This is a genomic window from Arthrobacter sp. OV608 (assembly GCA_900110595.1).
Lineage (GTDB): Bacteria > Actinomycetota > Actinomycetes > Actinomycetales > Micrococcaceae > Arthrobacter.
Map to the genome: position 1 here is coordinate 212086 of FOEZ01000001.1, position 11538 is coordinate 223623.

Below are 11538 nucleotides of genomic sequence, written 5' to 3' on the forward strand. Positions count from 1 at the left end.
CCAGGCGCAGCGTCGTAACATAGGTGTGACTCCGGACACATCCGCCGCATTTTAGGGCATTTTGGAACGTCGCGGATTAGTGACACCCGCTAAGGAGATGTACTTTTTAAGTGACTATCAATGGTGGCTTTCTACAAGAAGGCAGCCCGGGTGTTGGAACCTGTCTCTTCAGGCTTCGTGCGCGGCTCACCTGATGTTGGATCAAGCTTTCGACAGAGGCCCAGACGCCTCATGAAGGGGACTCCATGACTGAGACCAACAATGCTGCGACCCTGCTCCACTCCGGAGGCGAGCTCAAGCTGCCGCGCATCCAGGTTGTTGAAGGGAACGAAGGCTACGACGTTTCCAAACTGCTGAAGCAGACGGGCGCAGTCACCTTTGACCCCGGCTTCATGAACACAGCAGCGACGACTTCGGCTATCACCTACATCGACGGCGATGCTGGCATCCTGCGCTACCGCGGGTACCCCATCGAACAGCTGGCACAGCACTCCAGCTTCCTTGAGGTGTCCTACCTGCTGATCTACGGCAACCTGCCCACTCCCACGGAGCTGGAAGAATTCGACCAAAAGATCCGCCGGCACACCCTGCTGCACGAGGAGCTCAAGGGCTTCTTCGGCGGCTTCCCGCGGGACGCGCACCCCATGCCAGTCTTGTCCTCGGCCGTTTCGGCGCTGTCCACGTTCTACCAGGACTCGCTGGACCCGTTCAACGCCGAGCAGGTGGAAGTTTCCACCATCCGCCTCATGGCCAAGCTTCCGGTTATCGCGGCCTACGCCCACAAGAAGTCCATCGGCCAGCCCATGCTGTACCCGGACAACTCGAACAACCTCGTGGAGAACTTCCTGCGCCTCAGCTTCGGGCTTCCGGCTGAGCAGTACGAGGTGGACCCGATCGTGGCCAAGGCACTGGACCTGCTCCTGATCCTGCACGCGGACCACGAGCAGAACTGCTCCACGTCCACTGTGCGCCTCGTGGGCTCCTCTAACGCCAACCTCTTCGCCTCCGTCTCCGCAGGCATCAACGCCCTCTTCGGCCCGGCCCACGGCGGTGCCAACGAGGCTGTGCTGAAGATGCTCCGCCAGATCCAGGCCGAGGGCACCAAGCCCGAGGACTACATGGAGAAGGTCAAGAACAAGGAAGACGGCGTGCGCCTCATGGGCTTCGGCCACCGCGTCTACAAGAACTACGATCCGCGGGCCAAGATCGTCAAGGCTACCGCCCACGAGATCCTCAGCAAGCTGGGTGGCAACGACGAACTGATGGACATCGCCCTCCGCTTGGAAGAGAAGGCGCTCAGCGATGATTACTTCATCCAGCGCAAGCTCTACCCCAACGTGGACTTCTACACCGGCCTCATCTACAAGGCTATGGGCTTCCCCGAGAAGATGTTCACCGTGCTCTTTGCCATGGGGCGCCTCCCGGGCTGGATTGCCCAGTGGCGCGAGATGATCAGCGACCCGAACACCAAGATCGGCCGCCCGCGCCAGCTCTACATCGGCGAGCCGGAGCGCGAATACCCCGCCCGCTAAATCCCCACCTGGCCCCAGAAGACGAACGGCCGCCCACCTCATCGAGGTGGGCGGCCGTTCCTCGTTAATCGCCAGCAAAGCAAGGCGGGGTCACTAAAGGCCCAATATGGAGTCCCCGAAGGGCAAGTTGTGACTTCGCGTTGCTGTTTAGGAGTTGTATCCCTGGGGGTTGTTTTTTTGCCAGCGCCAGTGGTCTTCGCACATCTGGTCGATGGTTTTGGTGGTGGACCAGCTGAGGTCGGCGAGGGCTGAGGTGGCGTCGGCCCAGAAGGCAGGCAGGTCGCCGGCGCGGCGGCCGGTGATCTCGTAGGGGATGGGCTTGCCGACGGCTTTTTCGAAGGAGCGCAGGACCTCCAGGACTGACGATCCGGTGCCGGAGCCAAGGTTCCAGCGGAATACCCCGGTTCGGTCGGTGATGTGGTTCAGGGCGGCGAGATGGCCTTCGGCGAGGTCCACCACGTGGATGTAGTCGCGCAGGCAGGTCCCGTCCGGGGTGTCGTAGTCGCCACCGAAGACCATGAGTTTCTCGCGCCTGCCCACCGCGACCTGGGCGATGAAGGGGACCAGGTTGTTGGGGATGCCTTGCGGGTCTTCGCCAATCCGGCCCGAGGGGTGGGCCCCGACGGGGTTGAAGTAGCGCAGCAGGGCGATGTGCCAGCGGGTGTCGGCAGCCCCGAGGTCGGAGAGGATGTCCTCGATCTGTTCCTTGGTGCGGCCGTAAGGGTTGTTGGCGCCGATTTCCATTTTCTCGACGTACGGGATGGGATTGTGTTCGCCGTAGACGGTGGCGGAGGAACTGAAGACGATGGAGCGGACGTTGTGCTGGTCCATGACCCGGATCAGGTTCAGGGTTCCGACGAGGTTGTTGTAGTAGTAGTTCAGGGGTTCGCGGACGGATTCGCCGACTGCCTTGAGCCCGGCGAAGTGGATCACGGCATCGACATCGTTCTCAGCGAAAACCTTCTCGACGGCGGCCTCGTCCACGAGGTCCACGTGGTGGAACTGTGCTGTTTTGCCGGTGATCTCGGCAACCCGGCGGAGGGAATCCTCGCTGGAGTTGACCAGGTTGTCGACGACCAGCACGTCATGGCCGGCTTCCTGCAATGACAAAACAGTGTGGGACCCGATGTACCCGGTGCCCCCTGTAACCAGAATTTTCATGCTCTCAACGCTATCCCAAGTGGTGCCGGCCGCGCCGGTCGGGGCCAATTTCCAGGCAGGATGACGGTGCTTTACGGGCCAACCGGCCGACAGGCCTGTGACGAGGCACAAGTGTGCTAAATAGGAGGAGTGCCTAAAATCGTTCATGCCGGAGCCCGGCGCCAGGAAGTGGTGGAAGCAGTTTGGCGGATCATCGCCGTCGACGGACTGGAAAGGGCTTCGCTGCGGGAAGTGGCAGACGAGGCCGGGCTCGCGGTCGGCTCCGTTCGGCACTACTTTGCCGGTAGCGATGAACTGCTGGCCTTCTCCTTCGCGGCCGTGATTGACAGCATTGTGGCCAGGCTGGAGGCCGCATTGCCCGGGCTGCAGGACCACCCGCGGGCAAGCGCCGAAGGACGCGCCGCTGTTTTAACACTGCTGGGCGAACTCCTGCCATTGGATGAACAACGGGCAGTGGAGGCGTGCGTGTGGATGGCATTTCGCAACGCCGCCAGGATCAAGCCCTTTCTTGCCGCGGAGGCGGACCGGAGCCACCGCGAGGTGGCCGCCGTGATGGGCCGCGTGATCACTGCGTTGCTGCCCGGGGAATCCCAGGAAGTATTGGTGATGGAGGCGGAAAGACTCCTTGCCACGCTGGATGGCCTCTGCATGCATGCCCTCCTGCAGCCCGGCTGGATGACTGCCCGCATGTGCACCGATGTCCTGGAGTGGCACCTTGACGGGTTGGCGCCGTGAATTTCATTAACCTCGGCAACTCAGGGGAATAGACTGATAGCCGGGGGCGCAACACCGGATCACCAGACCCGGCAGGAGCGCGCCAGGGAAGGACCTCGGATGCAGCAAAAGACCGGTTCCGGGTGGCAGATCACCACCGACACGTCCGGGCCGATGATGATCGCCCTGTATATCCGCGATGCCGCCGGACTCGACGGCGCGGGCCACCCGGCGCTTTCCCATGCAGCTCCCAAGATCCGTCATGCCGACCATTCCCACCTGACTGCCGACGTCGGGGGCTTCAACGGGCTCAAGACAGAATGGGAGGCGTGGTGGGAACAGTTGCTGAAGGCGCATCCGCAGACGTCGCCGGAACTTTCCCCGCCGGAATTCGAGGCTTTCGGCAATTCGCCCGCCCTGCAGCGGGTACTCCAGGCGCACTTCGGCTCGGCCCTGACCTGGGCGCGGGAACGCAGGAGCGAGTATGCCGAGCTTGAAGCTGAAAGGGCCGCCAACGGTGCAGACCAGTTGCTGGAGGACATGGTGGATGACCGGCTGATGGAAGTGGGCCGCAACGCCCGCGACTTCAAGCTGACCATCATTGAACTGCCGTTGAACGAACAGCGGGCCTGGTACCTGGAGCCGGACAAAATCATTATGAGCCACCAGTTGATGGGCCAGCCGGAGCTGTTCCGCAGCTACGTCCAGCCTGTGGTGGAAATCCTCGTCTAGTAAAAGGCCGGACGGGCCTTAGGCCCCCGTGCCTGCCGGCGAGACCGTAATCCGCACCTCGCCGTCCGGGACCGCCGACTCCCGCCAGCCGTCACGCTCGTCGCGCTCCCAGGTCCGCCCGGCAACTTCCACCTGTGTGACCTCGAGGGTCTTGGCATTGGCTACGGCCCATTGCGCCACGGACCATGCCTGGCTGCCGTCAGCCTCCACCACCAGGGTTTGGCCGTCAACCGCGGAAGCAGAGAGTCCGTAAGCCTGGGAAAGCTGGTCAGAAACGGCCTGCGGATCTCCCGCGGCACCTGCCGAACGGAGGGTGCATCGAATCGCTTCGGGGGTCTGGCCGGACAGCCCGGAGGCAAAAAAGCGCCCCATCTGCTCGTGCTGGGCGTAGGCGGTGGGAAATGCAGATCGCTGCACCCGTTGCGCAGCTTCGGTGATCTCCATCGACTCGTAGCCGGGGATCTTTACCAGTGCGTCGTAAAAGGCGTTCGTCGCGTAAATGGGATCCATGATCTGCTCTTCGCTTCCCCAGCCCTGGGAAGGCCGCTGCTGGAACAGCCCCCGGGAATCCGGGCCCGCCTGATCGCCGTGTTCGATGTTGCGGAGCTTGGACTCCTGCATGGCGGTAGCCAGGGCTATGGTGGCCGCCCGGGGCGGGAGGCCGCGCTGGACTGCAACTGCGGTGATCAGGGAAGCGTTGACAGCCTGGTCCGGAGCCAGTTCCGCCGTCTTGCCGTTGACGACGGCGGTACAGCGCTCCGAAACGAGGGTCTCGGAGCGCTGCACAAAAAACACCGCTGCATAGACGCCGCCGGCCACGAGTGCGAGGGCAAGCAGCAGCACCAGCAGGCGGCGCAGGCCGCGTCTTCGTGCCATGAAGGGATCAGTTGGCGTGCAGGGCGTCGTTCAGTTCCACGGACTGGCCGGCACGGGGGAGTACCTCCACGGCGCCCGTGGTGGAGTTGCGGCGGAAGAGCAGGTTGGGGACACCGGAGAGTTCGGCAGCCTTGACGATCTTGGTGGTGTCCTCGCCCACTTCGTCCTTGGGGCCAGGCACGCGCACGCGGGTCCCCGCCGTCACGTAGAGGCCGGCTTCCACCACCGAATCATCGCCGATGCTGATGCCCACGCCGGAGTTGGCCCCGAGCAGGACCCGCTCGCCGATGGTGATCTTTTCCTTGCCCCCGCCGGACAGGGTGCCCATGATGGACGCGCCGCCGCCGACGTCGCTGCCGTCACCGGTGACCACGCCGGCGGAAATCCGGCCCTCAACCATGGAAGTGCCCAGGGTGCCGGCGTTGAAGTTGACGAAGCCTTCATGCATCACAGTGGTGCCCTCGGCGAGGTGCGCACCCAGGCGGACGCGGTCGGCGTCGGCAATCCTGACGCCGGTGGGCACAACGTAGTCCACCATGCGCGGGAACTTGTCGATGCCGTAAACGGTCACGGCGCCCCGGCGGCGCAGCCGCGCCCGGGTCAGTTCGAAGCCGTCCACAGCGGCGGGACCGAAGTTGGTCCAGACAACGTTGGGCAGCTTGCCGAAGATGCCATCCAGGTTGATGGTGTTCGGGCGGACCAGCCGGTGCGAGAGCAGGTGCAGGCGCAGGTAGGCGTCAGCGGTATCGGCCGGGGCCTCATCGAGGTTGATCTGGACGAAGACCACCTTCTGCTCGGTGCCGCGGTCCTCATCTGTACCGGCGTCGGCGATCCGGGTGAGTGCCTCATCCGCGTTTTCCACTGCCCGCAGGTGTTCGGCAGCGACGCCCAGCGAGGGTGCGGGGAACCAGACGTCCAGGACGGTGGCATCACCATTGGCAACGGCAATGGTGGCCACACCGAAGCCATAGGCGGAGCGTTCTTCAGTGGGGGCAGTCTGGGTTTCGGGCACGGCGGAGGAAGCAGTCTCAGTCATTGCCCCAGTCTATCGACGGGCGGGGACCTGCTCCGAACTAGACTGGCTTCGTGACTGCCGAAACCGCTCCGGAATCTTCAATCCTTCCCCTCGACCTCCGCCAGGACGTTGCGCTCCTGACGGCCGCGATCATGGACATCAACAGTGTGTCCGGCAATGAAACGGAACTGGCTGACGCGGTCGAAGCCGCCCTGCGCGCCATCCCGCAACTGCACATTGTGCGGGACGGGGATGCCATCATTGCCCGGACCGAGCTGGGAAACGCCGAACGCGTCATCCTGGCAGGACACCTGGATACCGTTCCGTTGCCCTTGGCCGAGGGGTCCCTGGGGACGGTTCCGTCCAGCTGGGAGTCCGGGGTCCCCGGCGTTGGTGTCCTGTACGGGCGCGGCGCCACCGACATGAAGGGCGGCGTTGCCGTACAGCTCGCGCTGGCTGCCAGGATGTTCGACGGCGGGACCGCGCCGAAGCGTGACGTCACCTTCGTTTTTTACGACCACGAGGAAGTGGAGGCCGTCAAGAGCGGCCTGGGCAGGCTGGTCCGGAACCACGGCGATCTGCTTGATGGCGACTTCGCCATCCTGCTCGAACCCACTGACGGCACGGTGGAGGGTGGCTGCAACGGCACCAGCAGGTTCGAAGCGACAACGGTGGGGGAGTCCGCCCATTCCGCCCGGGCCTGGATGGGCAGCAACGCCATCCACGCGGCGGCGCCGGTCCTGGCCCGGCTGGCTGCCTACGAACCCCTGACAGTGAACGTGGACGGCCTGGACTACCGCGAGAGCCTGAACGCCGTAAGAATCAACGGCGGAACTGCCGGAAATGTGATCCCGGACCGCTGCGTGGTGGAGATCAACTACCGGTTTGCCCCCGATAAAACGCCGGACCAGGCCGAATCAGTGGTGCGGCAACTCCTTGAAGGTTTTGACGTGGTCCGCACTGACGCCGCCGCCGGAGCACGGCCCGGGCTACAGCACCCCGCCGCCGCTTCCTTTGTTGCCGCGGTGGGTGCCGAACCCAAGCCCAAATACGGTTGGACCGACGTCGCGCGTTTCAGCGAGCTGGGAATCCCGGCGGTGAACTTCGGGCCGGGGGACGCCCTGCTGGCGCACAAAGACAACGAACACGTGGATGCGGATGCGATCCGGAAGTGTCTGCAGGCGCTGGAGGACTGGCTGGCTGGCTGACACTTAAGGGCCGTGGTCCCGGCTGCCCTAGACAGCAGGTTGCCTTAAACAGCAGTGGCCCGGACCGCGGGAACCCAAAAGGGGCGCGGTCCGGGCCATTGTTGTTTGACCTGTCAGGGAACGGGAGCTTCGGCCTTCTCGGGTTCGGCCTTGGCCACACCGCCGGCTGCCTTCTTTGAACCCCTGCGCTCAATCATGACCGCAATCCGGGATACGAGGATGTTGATGGCGATGTAGATCGCCGCGGCCACAAAGAAGATGGGGAACAGGAACTGGGTTCCCAGGAAGTCCGCCATCACCTGTACGGCACGCAGGAGCTCGCCGTACGCCACGATGTAGCCCAGGGACGTGTCCTTGAGGAGCACCACCATCTGCGCCACCAGCGAAGGCATCATGCGACGGATTGCCTGCGGCAGTTCGATCAGCATGCGGGACTTGAAGCTGGTCAGGCCGATGGCCAGGCCCGCTTCGCGCTGGCCCTTGGGCAATGACTGGATGCCGGCGCGGATGATCTCCGCGAAGACTGCCGAGTTGTAGAGGATCAGGCCGGTCACGACGGCGACGAACGCCGAGGTGCCAAAACCCAGCAGCACGAACAGCATCATCAGGACCACGGGCATACCGCGGAGGAATTCCAGAACCACCCGGGTGGGGATGCGGATGAACGCGACGTCCGAGATGCGCAGCAGGCACAGCGCCAATCCCAGTGGGAAGGCGATGACAGCGGCCAGGGCAGCGGCGCTGAGCGTGGCACCCAGGCCGTTGCCCAGCAGCGTCCAGACATCGCCGCGGGTGAAGATCTGCCACCGGCGGCCCTCAAGAATCCCCTGTTGGGCGAAGGTCATGATGATCCAGGCGAGCAAGCCCAGGATCAGCAGCGAACCGACAATTGAACCAATCAGGGAGATCCGGCGGGCTTTAGGGCCGGGGACGTCGTAGAGTACCGAGCTCATCGGGCAATCGCCACCTTTCGTTCCACCGTACTGGCCAGGATGCCCAGCGGAACGGTGAGGAGCAGATAGAAGAAGGCTACGCCGAGTAGGACGGGGATCACGGCGTCACCGTTGGCGTTGGCCAGTTGCCGGCCGTAGCCGAACAGTTCAAGGACAAAGAAGGCGCCGGCAACGGAGGAGTTCTTCACCAGGGCGATCAGGATATTGATCAGCGGCGGAATCACAGTCCGCAATGCCTGCGGAAGGATGATGAGGTTCAGGACCTGCCCGAAGTTCATGCCGATACTCCGGGCGGCCTCGGCCTGGCCCACCGGGACACTGTTGACACCTGAGCGGACAGCTTCGGCGATGAACGCTGCGGTGTAAGTACTGAGGGCGATAATTGCGGCTATTTCGAACTGCTCAAACTTCACTCCGAGCCGGGGGAGGACGATGGCTGCGAAGAAGAAAGCGATGGTCAGCGGAGTGTTCCGGAGAACTTCCACATAGACGGTGCTGAAGCCGCGGAGCGCTGCCACGGGGGAAACCCGGGCTGCCGCGAGCAGGGTCCCGAGCACCAGCGCGATGACCCCGGAAACTACGGAGAGGAAAAGCGTGCGGAGAAAACCGTTCCAGTACAAGGGCAGGTTTTCAAGAATGACGTCCATTGGATCCTTTGGCTGTGGGCGTGGACGGGTGTGAAGGCCGTGGTTGCCGGGGCGTGTATGCGGCCCCGGCAACCACTGCGTTACTTAGTAACGGTTGATTTCGGGCAGCTTGGGGGCAGTCTTGATGACTGAACCTGCGGTTGCTTCCCAGGCCTTCTTGTAGGAGCCGTCCTTCTCGAATGCCTCCAGCTGGTCGTTGATCCAGTTGCGGAACTCGGTATCGTCCTTCTTCAGGCCGATGCCGTAGGGCTCCTTGGTGAAGGTTTCGTCCGAGGCGAGCTTGAAGGCGTCCGGTTCCTTGTCCACGAAGCCGGCGAGGATCACGTTGTCCGTGGTGACAGCTTCAACCTGCTTGTTGCGCAGGGGCTCCAGGCAGGCGGAGTAGGTGGCTGCGGGAACAAGCTCGGCTCCGTACTTGTCCACGATGGTTGCAGCCGGGGTGGAACCGGTGACGGAGCAGACCTTCTTGCCCTTGACGTCTTCGGGCTTCTTGATGGAGTCGTTGTCCTTGTTCACCATCAGTGCCTGGCCGGCCTCGTAGTACGGTCCGGCGAAGCTGACAACCTGCTTGCGCTTGTCATTGATGGTGTACGTGGCGATGACCAGGTCAACCTTGCCCTGCTCAATAAACGGTTCGCGGTTGGCGGACACCGTTTCGGACCACTCGATCTTATCGGCCGGGATGCCCAGCTTGGCGGCGATCAGCTTGCCCATTTCAACGTCGAAGCCCACAGGCTTGCCGTCCAGGCCGACCTGGCCGAAGAGCGGCTGGTCATACTTGGTGCCGATCTTGATGGTGCCGGCCGAGGCGAGCTTTTCCATGGTGGTGCCCGCAGCGAACGTGGGCTTCGCCACCGGGCTGGGGTTGCTGGAGGATCCGGCGTCACCACCGCCGCAGGCGCTGAGGGACAGTGCGAGGGCAGCGGTAGCCGCCACGACAAATGACTTCCGCCGGGTCAAAAATGCCTTCATGACATTCCTTTCATTGGTGGCCGTGGGTCACGGCCAGGGTGCGAACTGGGAGTGTTTGTTCGTAGGTGTTTCAGTGCGTCAGGAGCTTGGAGAGGAAATCCTTGGCGCGGTCGCTCTTGGGATTGGTGAAGAACTCTTCAGGCGTGGCGTCCTCAACGATCTGGCCGTCGGCCATAAAGACCACGCGGTCTGCGGCCTTGCGGGCGAAGCCCATTTCGTGGGTGACCACGATCATGGTCATGCCCTCCTTGGCGAGCTGGACCATCACATCCAGGACCTCGTTGATCATTTCGGGGTCCAGCGCCGAGGTGGGTTCGTCGAACAGCATGACCTTGGGCTTCATGGCCAGGGCGCGGGCAATGGCGACGCGCTGCTGCTGGCCACCGGACAGCTGGGCGGGCAGCTTCGGAGCCTGGTGGCCGACGCCCACACGTTCAAGCAGCGCCATGGCGTCCTTGTCCGCGGTGCCCTTAGCAACGCCCTTGACCTTGATGGGGCCGAGCGTGACGTTCTCGAGGATGGTTTTATGCGCGAAAAGATTGAACGACTGGAAGACCATTCCGACGTCGGCACGGAGCTGCGCGAGCTCCTTGCCTTCCTCGGGGAGGACCTTTCCGTCGATGCTGATGGTGCCGCCTTCAATGGTTTCAAGACGGTTGATGGCGCGGCACAAGGTGGACTTACCGGAGCCCGAGGGCCCGATGACCACAACAACCTCGCCCTTGCGGACCTGCAGATTGATGTCCTTCAAAACGTGCAGCTGGCCGTAATGCTTGTTTACGGCGTTCAGGGAGACGAGGGCATCGCCGGGCACATGAGTAGTCATAGGAAGAATCTAGCGAACAACGGCACCTTATGACGGGAATCACCCCAGGTTCCTGCGGATCGTGATTCAAGAGATACCTCGCACGGGCAGGTTAGCCTAGGGGAATGAGCATCAGTGCAGATCCGGCCAAAAACATCCAGCCGCGCCGTAAGGGGCCCCTTGAGCTTCGCCGCAAGCAGGCGGCGGTGGAAATGTCCGACCAGCATCTGCTTGATACCAAAGGGCCCGGGCAGTTTGTGCACACCGATCCGTGGCGCGTCATGAGGATCCAAAGCGAGTTCGTGGAGGGTTTCGGAGCCTTGGCAGACCTCGGCCCGGCCGTGAGCGTCTTTGGATCTGCCCGGACAAAACCCGGCAGCCACTATTACGAGATGGGCGTGGAGGTGGGCCGGAAGCTGGCCGAAGCCGGTGTCGCCGTTATCACCGGCGGCGGACCTGGTTCGATGGAAGCGGCCAACCGCGGCACCGTTGAAGGCAACGGGGTGTCCGTGGGACTGGGCATCGAGCTTCCGTTCGAGCAGGGGCTGAACCAGTGGGTGGACCTTGGCATCAACTTCCGGTACTTTTTCGCACGCAAGACCATGTTCGTGAAATATGCCCAGGGATTCATCGTCCTGCCCGGCGGCCTTGGCACCCTGGACGAGCTCTTTGAAGCCATGGTCCTGGTGCAGACGCGCAAGGTGACCTCGTTCCCCATCGTGCTGCTTGGAGTGGACTTCTGGGGTCCCATGATTGAGTGGATCAAGGGAACCCTGGTGGCAGAAGGCATGGTCTCGGCAAAGGACCTGGACCTGATCCAGGTGGTGGATGATCCGGCTGAAGCAGTGAACCGCGTACTGGGCGTCGGAGTTACCCCTTCACTGAACGGCGAACAGCGGCCGGAGTAACCACAGCCGCCAGGT

Annotated in this window: 12 protein-coding genes; 5 read left to right on the forward strand and 7 right to left on the reverse strand. The window is 63.1% G+C overall.

Annotated elements, in window-relative coordinates; all coding sequences use genetic code 11:
- Positions 1–245: 245 nt before the first annotated feature.
- Positions 246–1532: a citrate synthase gene (locus tag BMX78_RS01055; protein ID WP_091415331.1), complete on the forward strand. Its 1287-nt coding sequence runs from the start codon at positions 246–248 to the stop codon at positions 1530–1532.
- 147 nt (positions 1533–1679) lie between these two features.
- On the opposite strand, the gene galE is transcribed toward BMX78_RS01055, so the two are convergent.
- Complete coding sequence (galE, locus tag BMX78_RS01060) at positions 1680–2693, reverse strand: UDP-glucose 4-epimerase GalE (protein ID WP_091415999.1); 1014 nt, start codon at positions 2691–2693, stop codon at positions 1680–1682.
- A gap of 129 nt (positions 2694–2822) precedes the next feature.
- Between galE and BMX78_RS01065 the strand changes: the two genes are divergently transcribed.
- Positions 2823–3428 (forward strand): TetR/AcrR family transcriptional regulator, encoded by a 606-nt coding sequence (locus BMX78_RS01065; protein ID WP_091415334.1) that lies wholly within the window; start codon positions 2823–2825, stop codon positions 3426–3428.
- Between the two features lie 99 nt (positions 3429–3527).
- Positions 3528–4139, forward strand: coding sequence for a hypothetical protein (locus BMX78_RS01070; protein WP_091415335.1), 612 nt, complete (start codon positions 3528–3530; stop codon positions 4137–4139).
- An 18-nt stretch (positions 4140–4157) separates the two neighbouring features.
- On the opposite strand, the gene BMX78_RS01075 is transcribed toward BMX78_RS01070, so the two are convergent.
- Both BMX78_RS01075 and dapD read right to left on the reverse strand, forming a co-directional pair.
- Entirely contained in the window at positions 4158–5015 is an 858-nt protein-coding gene (locus BMX78_RS01075; protein WP_091415338.1) for a transglycosylase SLT domain-containing protein, read from the reverse strand.
- A gap of 7 nt (positions 5016–5022) precedes the next feature.
- Positions 5023–6051 carry a 2,3,4,5-tetrahydropyridine-2,6-dicarboxylate N-succinyltransferase gene (dapD, locus tag BMX78_RS01080; protein WP_091415341.1) on the reverse strand — a complete coding sequence of 343 codons (1029 nt, stop codon included), beginning with the start codon at positions 6049–6051 and terminating at the stop codon, positions 5023–5025.
- Positions 6052–6101: 50 nt separating this feature from the next.
- Here dapD and dapE point away from each other — a divergent pair, with 50 nt between their 5' ends.
- On the forward strand, positions 6102–7238 hold the full coding sequence (gene dapE / locus BMX78_RS01085) for a succinyl-diaminopimelate desuccinylase (protein ID WP_091415344.1): 1137 nt from the start codon (positions 6102–6104) through the stop codon (positions 7236–7238).
- Between the two features lie 113 nt (positions 7239–7351).
- Here dapE and BMX78_RS01090 read toward each other — a convergent pair whose 3' ends face one another.
- From BMX78_RS01090 to BMX78_RS01105, 4 genes are all read right to left on the reverse strand, one after another.
- A complete protein-coding gene (locus BMX78_RS01090; RefSeq protein WP_091415345.1) occupies positions 7352–8191 on the reverse strand; it encodes an amino acid ABC transporter permease in 840 nt (279 codons plus the stop codon).
- Positions 8188–8838 carry an amino acid ABC transporter permease gene (locus tag BMX78_RS01095; RefSeq protein ID WP_091415348.1) on the reverse strand — a complete coding sequence of 217 codons (651 nt, stop codon included), beginning with the start codon at positions 8836–8838 and terminating at the stop codon, positions 8188–8190. The genes BMX78_RS01090 and BMX78_RS01095 overlap by 4 nt, the downstream gene beginning before the upstream one ends.
- 84 nt (positions 8839–8922) lie before the next feature.
- The gene (locus BMX78_RS01100; protein WP_091415351.1) at positions 8923–9810 is read right to left on the reverse strand and encodes a glutamate ABC transporter substrate-binding protein; all 888 of its coding nucleotides are present in this window, start codon (positions 9808–9810) and stop codon (positions 8923–8925) included.
- Between the two features lie 70 nt (positions 9811–9880).
- Complete coding sequence (locus BMX78_RS01105) at positions 9881–10636, reverse strand: amino acid ABC transporter ATP-binding protein (RefSeq protein ID WP_091415353.1); 756 nt, start codon at positions 10634–10636, stop codon at positions 9881–9883.
- A 104-nt stretch (positions 10637–10740) separates the two neighbouring features.
- Between BMX78_RS01105 and BMX78_RS01110 the strand changes: the two genes are divergently transcribed.
- A complete protein-coding gene (locus tag BMX78_RS01110; protein WP_091415355.1) occupies positions 10741–11523 on the forward strand; it encodes an LOG family protein in 783 nt (260 codons plus the stop codon).
- The last annotated feature ends 15 nt before the right edge of the window (positions 11524–11538 follow it).